This is a genomic window from Streptomyces sp. NPDC030245, from assembly GCF_055572995.1.
The window spans coordinates 107,818-122,581 of the sequence record NZ_JBVICF010000015.1 but is presented as its reverse complement, the minus strand read 5'-3'; the positions used below and the strand labels follow the sequence as shown (position 1 = coordinate 122,581).

The 14,764-nt window shown below is 72.6% G+C and carries 13 protein-coding genes; 5 read left to right on the top strand and 8 right to left on the bottom strand.

Annotated elements, in window-relative coordinates; all coding sequences use genetic code 11:
- Positions 1-27: 27 nt before the first annotated feature.
- From ACZ4Z4_RS33500 to ACZ4Z4_RS33490, 3 genes are all read right to left on the bottom strand, one after another.
- Complete coding sequence (locus ACZ4Z4_RS33500; protein WP_468335923.1) at positions 28-798, bottom strand: ABC transporter ATP-binding protein; 771 nt, start codon at positions 796-798, stop codon at positions 28-30.
- On the bottom strand, positions 771-1,655 hold the full coding sequence (locus ACZ4Z4_RS33495; protein WP_468335920.1) for an ABC transporter permease: 885 nt from the start codon (positions 1,653-1,655) through the stop codon (positions 771-773). Before ACZ4Z4_RS33495 ends, ACZ4Z4_RS33500 begins: the two co-directional genes overlap by 28 nt.
- A 194-nt stretch (positions 1,656-1,849) precedes the next feature.
- Positions 1,850-1,933 (bottom strand): putative leader peptide, encoded by an 84-nt coding sequence (locus tag ACZ4Z4_RS33490; protein ID WP_362638461.1) that lies wholly within the window; start codon positions 1,931-1,933, stop codon positions 1,850-1,852.
- Between the two features lie 102 nt (positions 1,934-2,035).
- Between ACZ4Z4_RS33490 and ACZ4Z4_RS33485 the strand changes: the two genes are divergently transcribed.
- The gene (locus tag ACZ4Z4_RS33485) at positions 2,036-2,458 is read left to right on the top strand and encodes a secondary thiamine-phosphate synthase enzyme YjbQ (protein ID WP_468335917.1); all 423 of its coding nucleotides are present in this window, start codon (positions 2,036-2,038) and stop codon (positions 2,456-2,458) included.
- Positions 2,459-2,513: 55 nt separating this feature from the next.
- Here the strand turns inward: ACZ4Z4_RS33485 and ACZ4Z4_RS33480 are convergent, their stop codons facing one another.
- On the bottom strand, positions 2,514-2,930 hold the full coding sequence (locus tag ACZ4Z4_RS33480; protein WP_468335914.1) for a Fur family transcriptional regulator: 417 nt from the start codon (positions 2,928-2,930) through the stop codon (positions 2,514-2,516).
- 289 nt (positions 2,931-3,219) lie between these two features.
- Here ACZ4Z4_RS33480 and katG point away from each other — a divergent pair, with 289 nt between their 5' ends.
- Positions 3,220-5,445, top strand: a complete 2,226-nt coding sequence (gene katG / locus ACZ4Z4_RS33475; RefSeq protein WP_468335911.1) for a catalase/peroxidase HPI — start codon at positions 3,220-3,222, stop codon at positions 5,443-5,445.
- Between the two features lie 79 nt (positions 5,446-5,524).
- On the opposite strand, the gene ACZ4Z4_RS33470 is transcribed toward katG, so the two are convergent.
- From ACZ4Z4_RS33470 to ACZ4Z4_RS33460, 3 genes are all read right to left on the bottom strand, one after another.
- Positions 5,525-6,160: a GAF and ANTAR domain-containing protein gene (locus ACZ4Z4_RS33470; protein WP_468335908.1), complete on the bottom strand. Its 636-nt coding sequence runs from the start codon at positions 6,158-6,160 to the stop codon at positions 5,525-5,527.
- Between the two features lie 52 nt (positions 6,161-6,212).
- Positions 6,213-6,956: a GAF and ANTAR domain-containing protein gene (locus ACZ4Z4_RS33465; RefSeq protein ID WP_468335905.1), complete on the bottom strand. Its 744-nt coding sequence runs from the start codon at positions 6,954-6,956 to the stop codon at positions 6,213-6,215.
- 239 nt (positions 6,957-7,195) lie between these two features.
- Positions 7,196-8,164 carry a helix-turn-helix domain-containing protein gene (locus ACZ4Z4_RS33460; RefSeq protein ID WP_468335902.1) on the bottom strand — a complete coding sequence of 323 codons (969 nt, stop codon included), beginning with the start codon at positions 8,162-8,164 and terminating at the stop codon, positions 7,196-7,198.
- Between the two features lie 191 nt (positions 8,165-8,355).
- On the opposite strand from ACZ4Z4_RS33460, the gene ACZ4Z4_RS33455 reads away from it, so the two are divergent.
- Both ACZ4Z4_RS33455 and ACZ4Z4_RS33450 read left to right on the top strand, forming a co-directional pair.
- On the top strand, positions 8,356-9,006 hold the full coding sequence (locus tag ACZ4Z4_RS33455; RefSeq protein WP_468335899.1) for a TOPRIM nucleotidyl transferase/hydrolase domain-containing protein: 651 nt from the start codon (positions 8,356-8,358) through the stop codon (positions 9,004-9,006).
- 224 nt (positions 9,007-9,230) lie between these two features.
- A complete protein-coding gene (locus tag ACZ4Z4_RS33450; RefSeq protein ID WP_468335896.1) occupies positions 9,231-10,595 on the top strand; it encodes an FAD-dependent oxidoreductase in 1,365 nt (454 codons plus the stop codon).
- Positions 10,596-10,626: 31 nt separating this feature from the next.
- Here ACZ4Z4_RS33450 and ACZ4Z4_RS33445 read toward each other — a convergent pair whose 3' ends face one another.
- On the bottom strand, positions 10,627-11,253 hold the full coding sequence (locus ACZ4Z4_RS33445) for a histidine phosphatase family protein (RefSeq protein WP_468335893.1): 627 nt from the start codon (positions 11,251-11,253) through the stop codon (positions 10,627-10,629).
- 234 nt (positions 11,254-11,487) lie between these two features.
- Here ACZ4Z4_RS33445 and ACZ4Z4_RS33440 point away from each other — a divergent pair, with 234 nt between their 5' ends.
- Complete coding sequence (locus ACZ4Z4_RS33440) at positions 11,488-14,616, top strand: AfsR/SARP family transcriptional regulator (RefSeq protein ID WP_468335890.1); 3,129 nt, start codon at positions 11,488-11,490, stop codon at positions 14,614-14,616.
- Positions 14,617-14,764 lie beyond the last annotated feature (148 nt).

Genomic DNA, 14,764 nt, shown 5'->3' with positions numbered 1-14,764 from the left:
TGGAGGACGGCTCATGTGGGTTCGGGGTCAGGCGGCGAGGGCTTCGGCGGGCGTCTCGACGCCGAGCCGCCGGAGCAGCTCCGCGCGCAGCTCACCGAAGCGGGGGTCGGAGATGCCGCGCGGCCGCTCCAGACCGATCTCCTTCTCGTACGCGATGACACCGCCGTCCATGACGAGCACCCGGTCGGCGAGGAGCACCGCCTCCTCCACGTCGTGGGTGACGAGCAGCACCGCGCAGCCGCGCCGCTGCCACAGTTCGTCGACGAGCCGCTGCGCCTTGAGGCGGGTGAGCGCGTCGAGCGCGCCGAACGGCTCGTCGAGCAGGAGCAGATCGGGCTCGCGCACCAGGGCCCGGGCCAGCGAGGCGCGCTGGGCCTCGCCTCCGGAGAGCGTCTTGGGCCAGGCCGTGGTGCGGTGCTTCAGACCCACCTCGGCCAGCGCCCGCTCCGCGACGCCCCGGTCCGGCCGGCCGGGCAGGCCGAGCAGCACATTGCGCCACACCCGCTTCCACGGCATCAGCCGCGGCGCCTGGAACGCGACGGCCTTGCGGCGCGGCACGAGCACGGTGCCCTCGATGTCGCGGTCGAGTCCGGCGAGGATGCGCAGCAACGTCGACTTCCCGCAGCCGCTGCGGCCGAGGAGCGCCACGAACTCGCCCTGCCGTACGTCGAGGTGCAGGTCGTGGATGACGGCACGCCCGTCGAAGGTGCGGGTGAGCCCGTCGACGCGTACGGCGGACGGGGCGGTGCTCCCCGGGGCCGGGGTAGTGGTCACCGGCCGGTGAACGTCGGTCGCCATTGAAGCAGCAGCCTTTCGAGGGTTCGGACGACGAAGTCGGCGGTCAGGCCGAGGAAGGCGTAGACGACCAGGCACACGACGATCACGTCGGTACGCAGGAAGTCGCGGGCCTGGACCATGAGGAAGCCGATTCCGGCGTCGGCGTTGACCTGCTCGGCGAAGACGAGGGCGAGCCAGGAGATGCCCAGTGAGTAGCGCAGTCCCGTCATGGCCCCGGGCAGCGCGCCCGGCAGGATGACGTGCCGCACGAGCCCCCACCGCGAGAGGCCGAGCGACTCCCCGGCCTCGATCAGCTGGGCGTCGACGCCCCGGATGCCGGCGTACACGTTCAGATAGAGCGGGAACGAGACACCGAGCGTGATGATGGCGATCTTCGGTGCCTCGCCGATGCCGAACCAGATGATGAACAGCGGGATGAGCCCGACGAACGGCACGGTGCGGAGCATCTGCACGCTGGCGTCCACGAGGTCCTCGCCGATGCGGAAGAGCCCGGACACGAGGGCGAGCGCCGTGCCGACGACGGTGCCGAACAGCAGGCCGAGCGCCACGCGTTGCAGTGAGACGCCCATGGCGTTGGGCAGGGACCCGTCCCCGATGAGGTCGCCGGCGACCCGGGCGACGGTTCCGGGCGAGGCGAGCACATCGCTGGTCAGCACGCCGGTGGCGCTGAGGACCTGCCAGAGCGCGAGCAGCGCGAGCGGGCCGGAGGTGCGGCGCACCCAGCGGGGGACGCGGGCGCGGCGGCTGGAGGAGGGGACGAGGGGGACGAGTTCAGGCCCTGGTGCGGGAGCGAGAGATGATTTAAGGGATATGTCGGGTGCTGATGGGGCGTGCGGAGGGGCATGGCTGACGCGCACAGGCGCTCCAGGGGAGGAGAGGGGAAGGGGGGAAGAAGGGGGAGGGGGTTACGGGCGGCCGGTGCTGAGGCGACTCGGCCCGCGGCCCGGCCCGCAGCTCAGGCCACACATACGGGCATGTGTGGACGGCGGCGGCACGGGGCACCTACCGCCGGAACCGGCGGAGGGAAAACGCGAAAGCGGGTGAAAGGGCGTCAGCGGCCGCGGCGACACGCGGAGGAGGCCACCCGCAGCAGGTCGATGTGACCGCGCGTGGTGAGCAAGGCTGAACGCAACATGCCGCGAAACGTAGCCAGATCGTGCACGCACGGTCAATGGTGTCTCGAAAGACGGACTCCCGGTATCAGGGAATGGAAGACGGCGTGGGGGAAGATGGGCGTATGTCCGATGCATTCACCACCCGAGTCCTCCAGGTCACCACCGGTTCGAGCGAGGTGGTCGCCGACCTCACCGCCGACTGCGAGGCCTTCCTGCGAGAGGCGGCAGGCGGCCGTGACGGCCTCCTCAACATCTTCGTCCCGCACGCCACGGCGGGCATCGCCGTCCTGGAGACGGGCGCGGGCAGCGACGACGACCTGCTCGCGGCGCTGCACACCCTGCTCCCCGCCGACGACCGCTGGCAGCACCGCCACGGCAGCCCGGGGCACGGCCGCGACCACGTCCTGCCCGCCCTGGTGCCTCCGCACGCGACGCTGCCGGTCGTCAACGGCCGTCTGGAGCTGGGCACCTGGCAGTCGGTGTGCCTGGTCGACACGAACGTCGACAATCCGGAGCGGAAGGTGCGGCTGAGCTTCCTGGGGTGACCGATGAGCTTCCTGGGGGGGACCGGTGACCGGTGACCGGTGATCGGTGGCCGGTTCAGGGGCGGGCGCAGTCGGGGCACCGGCCGCGGAAGGTCACCTCGGCCGCGGCGACGGTGAAGCCGTACCGCTCGCCGGGCGGCAGGTCGGCCAAGGGGTCGCCGACGGGGTGGACGTCCCGGATGGTGCCGCAGTCCGAGCACACCAGGTGCTGGTGGGGACGGCGGGCGTTCGGGTCGTAGCGCATGGCGCGGCCGTCCGTGGCGACCTCGATCACCTCGCCGAGCGAGACGAGTTCGCCGAGGGTGTTGTACACGGTGGCGCGGGAGATCTCGGGCAGGCGGTCGGTCGCCCGGGCGAGCACCTCGTCGGCGGTCAGGTGGACGTGGTCGCCGTCGAGCACCTCGGCGATCACCCGACGCTGGGCGGTCATCCGCCAGCCGCGTCCCCGAAGCCGCCTGAGCAGGTCACTCATGACCACCAGCCCTCACTGTGCATAGTCGGTGCCTCGTCCGTCCCTGCCCCGTACCTGGCCTGCGCCCAGTCATGCCTGACTCGTATGAATGAATCCGCGTACGTCTGTCTTCCGTATTGACTTGGATTTCGTCCATCGTAGGATCGGATCCGGCTGACAGCCAAGGGGCAGGGCAACAGCGGGCGACAGCACGGGACTTCACTGGATGGCCTTCCGGGCCCGCGTGGGCGCCTGCTCCACCACCCTCCGCTCTTGAGCACCGCGATCCGCCCTCTCCGGAAGGATTCCCATGACTGAGAACCACGACGCGATCGTCACCGACCCCAAACCGGAGGAGACGGGCGGCTGCCCGGTCGCGCACCGCGCGCCGCACCCGACGCAGGGCGGCGGGAACCGGCAGTGGTGGCCGGAGCGCCTCAATCTGAAGATCCTCGCCAAGAACCCCGCCGTGGCCAACCCGCTCGGTGAGGAGTTCGACTACGCCGAGGCGTTCAACTCCCTCGATCTGCCCGCGGTGAAGCGGGACATCGCCGAGGTGCTGACGACCTCTCAGGACTGGTGGCCCGCCGACTTCGGCAACTACGGCCCGTTCATGATCCGCATGGCGTGGCACAGCGCGGGCACCTACCGGATCAGCGACGGCCGCGGCGGCGCCGGCGCGGGCCAGCAGCGGTTCGCTCCGCTCAACAGCTGGCCGGACAACGCCAGCCTCGACAAGGCCCGCCGTCTGCTGTGGCCGGTCAAGAAGAAGTACGGCCAGTCCCTGTCGTGGGCCGACCTCCTGATCCTCACCGGCAACGTCGCCCTGGAGACGATGGGCTTCGAGACCTTCGGCTTCGGCGGCGGCCGCGCCGACGTGTGGGAGCCCGACGAGGACGTCTACTGGGGCCCCGAGACCACCTGGCTCGGCGACGAGCGCTACACCGGCGACCGCGAGCTGGAGAACCCGCTCGGCGCGGTCCAGATGGGCCTCATCTACGTCAACCCCGAGGGTCCCAACGGCAATCCGGACCCGATCGCGGCGGCCCGCGACATCCGTGAGACGTTCCGCCGCATGGCGATGAACGACGAGGAGACGGTCGCCCTGATCGCGGGCGGTCACACCTTCGGCAAGACCCACGGCGCCGGCCCGGCCGACGCGGTCGGCGACGACCCCGAGGCCGCCCCGATGGAGCAGATGGGCCTCGGCTGGAAGAGCACGCACGGCACCGGTGTGGGCGCCGACGCCATCACCAGCGGTCTCGAGGGCATCTGGACCGACACCCCCACCACGTGGGACAACAGCTTCTTCGAGATCCTCTTCGGCTATGAGTGGGAGCTCTTCAAGAGCCCGGCGGGCGCCCACCAGTGGCGGCCGAAGGGCGGCGCGGGCGCGGGCACCGTCCCCGACCCCTTCGACCCGTCCAAGACCCACGCCCCGACGATGCTGACGACCGACCTGTCGCTCCGCTTCGACCCGGTCTACGAGCCGATCTCGCGCCGCTTCAAGGACGACCCCGCCGCCTTCGCGGACGCCTTCGCGCGGGCCTGGTACAAGCTGACCCACCGCGACATGGGCCCCATCGTCCGCTACCTCGGCCCCGAGGTCCCGAACGAGACGCTGCTGTGGCAGGACCCGCTGCCCGAGGCGACGTACGAGACCATCGACGCGCAGGACGTCGCCGCGCTGAAGGCGCAGGTCCTCGGCTCGGACCTGTCGGTGTCCCAGCTCGTGTCGACCGCGTGGGCGGCGGCCTCCTCGTTCCGGGGCAGCGACAAGCGCGGCGGCGCCAACGGCGCGCGCATCCGCCTGGAGCCGCAGCGCGGCTGGGAGGTCAACAACCCGGACGAGCTCGCGTCGGTCCTGCGCACCCTGGAGGGCATCCAGGAGTCCTTCAACTCGGGCCGCGCCGACGGCAAGCAGGTCTCGCTCGCCGACCTGATCGTGCTGGCGGGCAGCGCCGCCGTCGAGCAGGCCGCCAAGGACGCCGGCTTCGACGTCGAGGTGCCCTTCACGCCGGGCCGCGTCGACGCGACGCAGGAGCAGACCGACGTGGAGTCGTTCGCCGCGATCGAGCCGCCCGCCGACGGGTTCCGCAACTACGTCGGCAAGGGCAACCGCCTGCCGGCCGAGTTCCTGCTCGTCGACAAGGCGAACCTGCTCACGCTGAGCGCCCCGGAGATGACGGTCCTCGTGGGCGGCCTGCGCGTGCTGGGCGCGAACCACCAGGGGTCCGGCCACGGCGTCCTCACCACGCGGCCCGGCACGCTGACCAACGACTTCTTCGTCAACCTGCTCGACCTGGGCACGCAGTGGAAGTCGACGTCGGAGGCCCAGGACACGTTCGAGGGGCGCGACGCCTCGGGCGCGGTCAAGTGGACCGGTACCCGCGCCGACCTGGTCTTCGGCTCCAACTCCGAACTGCGCGCGCTCGCCGAGGTGTACGCGAGCGACGACGCGCAGGAGAAGTTCGTGAACGACTTCGTCGCGGCGTGGGTGAAGGTCATGAACCTGGACCGGTTCGACCTCGTCTGATCCCGGCCCGGCGTCCGGGCCGGCCCTCACGGGTCGGCCCGGACCCGCCGTCCACGCCTGCCGCTGATCGCACGCCGGCTCACTGGTCGAGGAGGCCGGAGGGAGCGTCGCCGGTGCATACGGTGTGGGCGAGGTCGGTCAGCGCGACCGTGTGGGCGATGGCGTAGGCGCGGAGTCTGAGGAGCGCCTGGCCCGGGGAGATGTCCAGCAGGGCGGAGAGATAGCCGGTTGCCTGGTGGATCTCGGCACGGTGCAGAACCAGGTCGGATCGTGCTCCGGTCTCATCGGCGGGGACGGTGCCTGCCGTGTCCAGGAGCAGGGGCAGAAGAGCTCGGGCCAGGATCCTCAGGGTGCGGTGCTGCGTGTCGGTCAGGGCGCCGGGGGTGGTGCGGTAGCCGGTGAGCACACCGGTGGTGACGACGCCGACCTGGAGCGGGACGGCGATGACGGCCCGGACGCGGGTTCGGGCGGTCGCGGGCAGGAAGGCGGGCCAGCGCGCGGCGTCGGTGGCGGCCAGGTCGGGTTCGGCCACAGGGCGGCCCTGGCCGGCGCATTGCACGGTGGGGCCGTCACCGAGGGCGAACTGCAAATCCTCCAACTCGGCGCCCAGGCCCCCGGGCGGTTCGCTCCACACCAGTTCCGGCAGGCCGCTGCGGGTGACCGCGCTCAGCGCGAGGGCATCCAGACCGAGCAGGCGGGCTGTGCCTGTGGGCATGGCCCGCAGGCCGTCGCCGGACAGCGGAATGCCGTGGGGCGCGTCGCCCGTGTCACCCGTCGGCACGAGCGTCGAGTTCCGGGGGCACGGAGCCGTTCGCGACGCGGACGGCGACTTCGCCGAGTCTTTGGTGCCGGGAACGAGCGTGGCCGCGCAGCCGCTGGAAGGCCTCGTGGACGTCGATGCCCAGGCGGGCGGCGAGTGCGCCCTTGGCCTGTTCGACCACGACACGGGTGTTCAGGGCCCTTTGCAGCTGTTCGATGAGCCCGTCCTCGCCGGGCTGCGCCTGGAGGCGCCCCAGCCAGGCTCCGGCGGCGTCGGTCAGCGCCTGTGCCAGACGAATGTCCTGCGCGTCCGGCCTGCTGGGTACGTCGCCCATCAGATTGAGGGCGCCGAGAGTGGTCTGCCCGGTGCGCAGTGGCACTGCGGCGACCCACAGCACGCCCGCGTGCCGCGCCCGGGAGGCGAAAAGCGGCCAGCGCAGAGCGCCGGCGCTGCCGGGTGCCAGCATCACCGGGGGCACGACGCCGGCGGTGCGGATGCTGTCGGCACAGGGGCCCTCGTCGAGGTCGCGCTCCGCCTCCTCCAGTTGTCTGCACACCTCGTCGGAGGCGGTGAGGTAGTCCACCCGCCCTGCGGCGTTGCAGACGGTCACTCCGGCTCCGTGCACCCCGCACAGGGTGACCACATGGGCGGTGAGGTCGTACAGGACATCCAGCACGCCGCTCTGGTCTCCGCGCGCGGCCAGGTCGAGCACGGCCTCGGCGATCAGCGCCTCGCGGTGCGTGGTGGGCATCGGCGGACCTCCAGACCTCCAGACCTTGGGATCGTCCCGGCATGCATCCTCGGCGCTCCTCGGGGGCACCGCGAATCTCGTTCGCCCGAGAGATGCGGGGTGAGCCGACGCGCAGCGGGACGTCCGACGTCTGCTGCACCCTGTGCAGTCAAATCCCGAAGTCGGCGGTTACGACATGCACGGAACGCGACAGTTGGCGTCGGACATGCAGAAAACGCAGAGCTCGGCCCGGCGAGGTCTCAACTGCTGTGGTGCGTGAGGGTCTCCTGGGGGAGCCGGCCGTAGGCGGCGCGGTAGGCCGCGGCGAACCGTCCGGTCTGGAAGAAACCCCATCGGGCGGCGACAGCGGTGACGGTGGTGCCGCTGCGGGGATCGGCGTCGAGCAGATCGGCGTGGGCGTGGGCGAGGCGGACCCGGCGCAGATAGTTCATCGGGGAGGTGTCCAGGTGGCGGCGGAAGGCGCATTGCAGGGTGCGGATGCTGACGGGGACGGCCGCGGCGATGTCGGCGACACTGAGGTCGCGGTGGGCGTTCGCCTCGATGTGGGCGACGGCCCGGCGCACGGTGACCGGATGTGCGTCCCTGCGGTCCCGGGCGGTGGGGTCGGTCTGCGCGGTGTTGGGGAAGGTGCTCAGCACGACGGTCGCCAGTAACTGCGAGGCGGCGGAGACCATCAGGGGCTCCTGCCACGGATCCGGGGCGCTGTCGAGGGTGTCGCGCAGGTAGTCGATGGTCTGCCGCAGCGACTGCCCGGCAGCCTTCGACAGGGGCCGGTCACCGGTCAGCCGCACCGGTTCGGGCGCCCGGCGGCCGGGGACGGTTGCGGCGACCCGGTTCAGCAGCTCCGGCTCCAACATGACGATGTCGTACCGGGCTTGATGGATCACACCCTCGTACTCCCGGTCGTGCGGGGCATAGAGGAAGACGTCCCCGGGCCCGAAACGGCCCTCTTCGCCGTCGGGGAAGAACTGTCGGGCGATGCGGCCGGTGTGCACACTGCCCAGGCAGATCCGGCCCAGGACCTGGGCGTCGTGCGCCATGTCGTAGTCGAGCTCCAGGTCGTCCACACTGATCCGACCCAGAACGCTGCGTGACATACGCGCCCGCGTGCGCTCGGCATTGCCGCTGATCTGCATGCGGGCGTAGGCCTGGCTGAGGAACTCCTCGGTGAGCTCCAGATCGTCACTGTCGAAACGCAGCTTCTCCACCACGGCCCCCCGGCCGACGCCATCAACCACCCGCCCGCGCGCTCTTCGAAGCGCGGTCAGTCCGCCGACACCACTGTTTCACTCCCCGTACCCGGACTCCAGCCTTGGTGTGGCGGCAGGCCGGGCCCCGGGCGGCCGCCCCCCCCGAATATCGGGTGCCGTGAGGGCGGGCGGGAGTGCAGACTCGACGCATGGCGGACATGTGGGCTTTCCGGGACGCGATGAGTCGGTGGGCGTTCGGCGGGCCGGCGGGTGAGCCGGCCGGGCAGGCGCGGGTGCTGGCCGAGCAGGCGAGGGTGCTGGCCGAGCAACTGGGACTGACGACAGCCGTCCTGCTGGAAGGGCCGAGCGACCTGGCGGCCGTCGAGGCGCTGGCGGCGCAGCGCGGCAGGGACCTGGCCGCCGAGGGCGTGTGCGTCGTCCCGATGGGCGGAGCGATGAGCGTCGGACGCTACGCGGGTCTGCTCGGACCGCCCGGCCTCGGCCTGCGCCTGACCGGATTGTGCGACGAGGCCGAGCAGGGCTTCTACGACCGGGGTCTGGAGCGGGCGGGGGCGTCGCGCCGTGCCGTCTTCGCGTGTGCGGCGGACCTGGAGGACGAGCTCATCCGCGCGCTGGGCACGGCGAGGGTCGAGGAGATCGTCCGGGCGGAGGGCGACCTGCGTGCCTGGCAGACGCTGCAACGCCAGCCCGCCCATCAGGGCAGGCCCCGGCACCAGCAACTGCGGCGCTTCCTCGGCACGAAGAAGGGGCGCAAGATCCGGTACGGCCACCTCCTGGTGGCGGCCCTGGACCCCGGCCGGACGCCCGCCCCGCTCGACGACCTCCTCGCGAGCGTGTGACCGGCATGAGCTTCCGCCTCCGGTCGGCGGCTTACGTCATGTACGTCGCGAAGGGCCGGGCGCTGCTCGCCCTTCACCTGGCGCCGACGACCCCGCCGACAACCGCTGAGACCCCATAAGGCAGCCTTATGGGGTCATAAAGCAGACCCGCCTACTTACTTAGGCTTGCCTTAGTTTAGGCTTTCCCTCGAGTCACTCCATCACCGCTCGAAGGGAACCTGAACATGCCTCGCCCTCTGCGGGTAGCCATTGTCGGAGCCGGCCCCGCCGGAATCTATGCCGCCGACGCGCTGCTCAAGTCCGCAGTGGCGGTCGAGCCGGGTGTGTCGATCGACCTCTTCGAGCGGATGCCGGCCCCCTTCGGTCTCATCCGCTACGGCGTCGCCCCCGACCACCCGCGCATCAAGGGCATCATCACGGCCCTGCACCAGGTGCTCGACAAGCCCCAGATCCGCCTCTTCGGCAACGTCGACTACCCGCGCGACATCAGCCTGGACGACCTGCGCACGTTCTACGACGCGGTGATCTTCTCCACGGGTGCGACGGCCGACCGCGCGCTCGGCATCCCCGGCATCGACCTCGAAGGGTCGCACGGCGCAGCCGACTTCGTCTCCTGGTACGACGGACACCCCGACGTGCCCCGGACGTGGCCGCTGGAGGCCGAGAAGGTCGCCGTCCTCGGCGTCGGCAACGTCGCGCTCGACGTGGCCCGCATCCTCGCCAAGACCGCCGACGAACTGCTGCCGACCGAGATCCCGGCCAACGTCTACGACGGCCTGAAGGCCAACAAGGCGCTGGAGGTCCACGTCTTCGGCCGCCGCGGCCCCGCCCAGGCGAAGTTCAGCCCCATGGAGCTGCGGGAGCTCGACCACTCGCCGAACATCGAGGTCATCGTCGACCCCGAGGACATCGACTACGACGACGGGTCGATCGCGACCCGGCGCGGCAACAAGCAGGCCGACATGGTCGCCAAGACCCTGGAGAACTGGGCCATCCGCGACGTCGGCGACCGCCCGCACAAACTCTTCCTGCACTTCTTCGAGTCGCCGGTCGAGATCCTCGGCGAGGACGGCAAGGTCGTCGGCCTGCGCACCGAGCGCACCGCCCTCGACGGCACCGGCAACGTCAAGGGCACCGGCGAGTTCAAGGACTGGGACCTCGGCGCGGTCTACCGCGCCGTCGGCTACCTCTCCGACGAACTGCCCAAGCTGCCCTGGGACGTCGCGACGGGCACCGTCCCGGACGAGGCGGGCCGCGTGATCGAGGAGTCGGGCGAGCACCTTCAGTCGACGTACGTCACCGGGTGGATCCGGCGCGGCCCCGTGGGCCTCATCGGCCACACCAAGGGCGACGCCAACGAAACGGTCGCCAGCCTCCTCGACGACCGCGAGAACGGCCGGCTGCACACCCCGGCCTCGCCCGCCCCCGAGGCCGTCGACGCCTTCCTCGCCGAGCGGAACGTCCGCTTCACGACGTGGGACGGCTGGTACCGCCTCGACGCCGCCGAGAAGGCGCTGGGCGAGCCGCACGGCCGCGAGCGCGTGAAGATCGTCGAGCGTGAGGACATGCTCAAGGCGAGCGGCGCGTAAGGCCCCCCGGCCCGAGCGTCCCTCCCGGTCGTCAGCCGAGGTGCCCCGTGGCGCCGAGGCTGACGACCTGCCGGTTGTGGAAGAAGTCGTCCTCGCGCAGCTCGGTGATGCTGCCCGAGGGCGCCCGGAAACTGACCGAGCCCAGTGACTCGTACGGCATCCTGATCCAGGCCGTCACGACGAACGTCAGGGCGAAACCGTGCGTCACGACGATCTGGTGGGTGCGCGGCCGCCCCAGGATGTCCTCCATCGCGGCGTGGACGCGCCGCGCGCACTCCCCTCTGGTCTCGGCGCCCCGCACCCCCTCGTGATGACCCATCCGGTCGCCGTCGGCCGGCGGCGGCACGAAGCGCCGGTCCAGCCACTCCTGCGGGCGGCCCTCCGCCTCTCCGTAGGACTTCTCCCGCAGTCTGCGGTCGAGGGCCGGCGCCACACCGAACACCTCGGCGATCGCGTCCGCCGTCTCCCGGGCCCGCCACAGGTCCGACGAGACCACCTCCACCTCCGTGCCCTCCGGGATCTCCGCCCGCAGCGTCCGTGCGATGGCGGCCGCCGCGCGCCTGCCCGCCGCCGTGAGGTGCGAGTCGTGCCACCCGCCGACCACCTTCTCGATGTGGTGGGTCGCCTCCGGGTGGGCGACGACGTACATGCTCCGCATCAGTTCCTGCCTTTCCGCCGAGTGGCTCCGCGGCAGCCGAGTGGCTGCACGGAGGATGATGCCGTGTCGCGGAGCTGGCCTGATCCGCAGCGTGCGCAGGCGAGTTGGTGGCGCGCCGTCGTAACATGACCTGTCGATCGGGGAGCCGGTTTCGGGGCGGGGAGGGGCCGGCCGGACCAAGGGCGGAGATCGTGGAGCGGGGGCGGTGCGGGGCAAGGACCCATGGAGCTGGGCGTGAACAGGGACATGCACTACCGCTTGCTGGGGCCGGTCGAAGCGTGGCGCGCGGGCCGTCGCCTCGCCCTCGGCGGCCCCAAGCCCCGCGCGCTGCTCGCGGCACTGCTCCTGGAGCCCGGACGCGTGGTCTCCGCCGAGGCGCTGATCGACGTGATCTGGGGTGACCGGCCGCCGGACACCGCGCGGTCCCTCATCCAGTCGTACGTCTCCGCGCTGCGCCGCGCCCTGTCCGCCGACGTGATCGAGACACAGCCGCCCGGCTATCTGATCCACGCGGACGCCGACGTCGTCGACCGTGTCGCGTTCGAACAGCTCGCGGCGCGGGGCCGGCAGGCGGCGGCCGCGGGCGACCACGCGCAGGCGGCGCGGCTGCTCAGCGACGCCCTCGCGCTGTGGCGCGGTCCCGCGCTCGGCGGGATCGGCGAGACGCTGCGCGCCATGGCCGACCAGCTGGAGGAGGCCAGGCAGGCCGCCCTGGAGGAGCGGATCGCCGCCGACCTCGCGCAGGCGGGCCGCGAGACGGAGCTGGTCGGCGAGCTCACCGCCCTCGTCGCCACCCACCCCACCCGCGAACGGCTGCGCGCCCAACTCATGCTTGCCCTCTACCGGTTGGGCCGCCAGGCCGACGCGCTCGCGGTGTACGCGGACGGGCGCGACGTGCTCGCCGACGAGCTGGGACTCGACCCCGGGCCCGGACTCCGCTCGATGCACGAGGCGATCCTGCGGGCGGACGCGTCCCTGCTGCCCGCCCCCCCGCGGACGACAGCGGTCACACCCGCCACCGAGCCCGCCGCCGAAGGTACCGCTCCCGACGATGACCCCGACGCCGCCTCCGCCCCCGACACCGGCACCACGGCGACCCGCCCGCCCCCCGCCCTCCTGCCGCCCGCCATCGGCGACTTCACCGGACGCGAGACCCAGCTCGACGAGGTGCGGGCCGCGCTGACCCGCCCCGGACCGCGGCAGGCCGTGCCCGTCGTCGTCATCTCCGGGCCCGGCGGCATCGGCAAGTCCGTCCTCGGCGTCACGGCCGCACACCGCGCCGCCGGCGCCTACCCCGACGGACAGCTCTACGCCGAACTGCGGGGCGCCACCGACCCCGTGGCCCCCGGCGAAGTCCTCGGCCGCCTGCTGCGCGCCCTGGGCGCCGACCCCCCGGAGGGCGACGCCGAACGGAGAGACCTCTTCCGCAGCCTCGTCGCGGGCCGCCGCGTCCTGCTCGTCCTCGACGACGCGGGCAGCGAGTCCCAGGTGCGGCCGCTCCTCCCGGGCAGCGCCACCTGCGGCGTGCTGATCACCGCACGCGCCCGCCTCGGCGCGCTGCCCTGCACCCACCGCACCGACCTCGACGTGCTCGACACGGCACCGGGAATCGACCTGCTGGCCAAGGTCGCGGGCGAACGCCGGGTGCGCGAGGACCCCGCGGCCGCCCGCCGCATCGTGGAGCTGTGCGGCGGGCTTCCGCTGGCCCTCCGCATCGCCGGAGCCCGCCTCGCGACCCGCAGCCACTGGTCGGTGCGCACGCTCGCCGACCGGCTCGCCGACGAGCACCACCGCCTCGACGAGCTCGCCGTCGGCGACCTGGAGGTCCGCGCGGGCCTCGGCCTGAGCTACCGCGCCCTGGACGCCCCGGCCAGGACGGCCCTGCGCCGCCTCGGCCTGCTCGCCGCGCCCGACGTCGCGTCCTGGGTGGTCGCCGCGCTGCTCGACGTGGACGAGACCGAAGCGGAACGCGTCGTGGAGCAGCTCATCGACGCCCAGCTGCTGCACTGCACCCTCGTGGACCGCGCGGGCCAGCCCCGCTACCGGCCGCACGACCTCGTGCGGGTGTACGCGGCCGAACGCGCCGAAGCCGAGGACAGCCCCGCCGAACGCTCCGCCGCCGTCGGCCGCGCCCTCGGCGCCGGGCTCTGGCTGACCGGCCGCGTCGCGTCCGCCACCCCCTCCGGAGCGGTCGAACTGCACCGCGGCTTCCTGGACTCCAGCGGGCCGGCCGGCTCGGCGTCCGGCGCCCTGCGGGACCTCGTCCGGCCCGTCGGCCCGGCGGCCACCCGGCGGGCACTGTCCGACCCGGCGGCCTGGTTCGAGGCCGAGGCCGACGCGTTCGCCGCCGCCGTCGAACGCGCCGCCGCCCTCGACCTGCACACCCTGGCCTGCGAGGCCGCGGCCGCCCTCTGCTCGTCCGCGTACGCCGTCGGCAACCGCTTCGAGGCCTGGTGGCGCAGCCACGACGCCGCCCTGGCCGCCGCCCGGCGCGCCGAGGACCGCTCGGGCGAGGCCCTGCTGCTCATCGGCCTCGGCCAACTCCGCTACGAACAGGACAGATTCGCCGAGTCGCAGGAGTACTTCCGGCAGGCGGCCGGAATCTGCGCCGACCTCGGGGACGTCCGCGGCCGCGCCGCCGCCCTCGCCGGGCTCGGCAGCGCCCTGCGCGAGGCGGGCCGGCTGCGCGCCGCACTGGACGTGCTGGGCCGGGCCGTCGACGGCTTCCGCGCCCTGCGCGACGACCCCGGCCTCGGCCTCTCCTGCCGCTTCGCGGGCACCGTCCACCTCGAACTGGGCGAGCACGAGGCGGCGTTCGCACTCCTCGACGATTCCCTGCGGGCCTACCGAAGGCTCGGCAGCCGCCGCGGCGAAGCGCTCACCCTGCGGTCGCTGAGCCTCGTGCACCGCGCACTCGGCGAGTACGCGGAGGCCGAGCGGCTCGCCGACCGGGCGGTGACGCTGCTCTCCTCCATCGGGGACTCGCTGATGTCGGCGTACGCCGTGCAGGCCAGGGCCAAGTGCCGGATGCGGCTCGGCCGCCCCGACGAGGCCGCCGCCGAGCTGCGCGGCGTCCTCGACACCTGCCGGACACACCACGACCGCTTCGGCGAGGCGCTCGCCCTGCGCACCATCGGCGAGTGCGAACTCGCCGCGGGCCGCGTCGCCGCCGCCGAGCAGTTCCTCACCGAGGCGGCCGACCTCTGGGAGGCCCTCGGGCTCCCGCTGGCCCGCGCCCGCACGCTGCGCGGTCTCGCGGCGGCGCGGGAGGCCGCGGGCGCGCGGGCGGAGGCGACCGCGCTGCGCGCGGAGGCACGGGAGATCTTCACGGCGTACGAGGCGCGCGAGCGCCACGAGAACTGACCGGGCACAACGAGAACTGCCCGGGCACGACTGACCGGGCACCCGAACCACCGGCACCACAAGCCCACTTGGGGCGGATTTGCAGAGAACTTGCAGCGGCGTGCGTCACGCTCTACGTGTCGGCGGCGCAGTGAGGCCGACGGTCACG

What these genes read in the sequence shown, in the direction of transcription:
- ACZ4Z4_RS33490 (WP_362638461.1), bottom strand. Translation starts at nt 1,933, where the DNA reads ATGTTGCGTTCAGCCTTGCTCACCACGCGCGGTCACATCGACCTGCTG.
- katG (WP_468335911.1), top strand. Translation starts at nt 3,220, where the DNA reads ATGACTGAGAACCACGACGCGATCGTCACCGACCCCAAACCGGAGGAG.
- ACZ4Z4_RS33450 (WP_468335896.1), top strand. Translation starts at nt 9,231, where the DNA reads ATGCCTCGCCCTCTGCGGGTAGCCATTGTCGGAGCCGGCCCCGCCGGA.
- ACZ4Z4_RS33470 (WP_468335908.1), bottom strand. Translation starts at nt 6,160, where the DNA reads ATGCCCACAGGCACAGCCCGCCTGCTCGGTCTGGATGCCCTCGCGCTG.
- ACZ4Z4_RS33500 (WP_468335923.1), bottom strand. Translation starts at nt 798, where the DNA reads ATGGCGACCGACGTTCACCGGCCGGTGACCACTACCCCGGCCCCGGGG.
- ACZ4Z4_RS33455 (WP_468335899.1), top strand. Translation starts at nt 8,356, where the DNA reads ATGGCGGACATGTGGGCTTTCCGGGACGCGATGAGTCGGTGGGCGTTC.
- ACZ4Z4_RS33480 (WP_468335914.1), bottom strand. Translation starts at nt 2,930, where the DNA reads ATGAGTGACCTGCTCAGGCGGCTTCGGGGACGCGGCTGGCGGATGACC.
- ACZ4Z4_RS33465 (WP_468335905.1), bottom strand. Translation starts at nt 6,956, where the DNA reads ATGCCCACCACGCACCGCGAGGCGCTGATCGCCGAGGCCGTGCTCGAC.
- ACZ4Z4_RS33485 (WP_468335917.1), top strand. Translation starts at nt 2,036, where the DNA reads ATGTCCGATGCATTCACCACCCGAGTCCTCCAGGTCACCACCGGTTCG.
- ACZ4Z4_RS33445 (WP_468335893.1), bottom strand. Translation starts at nt 11,253, where the DNA reads ATGCGGAGCATGTACGTCGTCGCCCACCCGGAGGCGACCCACCACATC.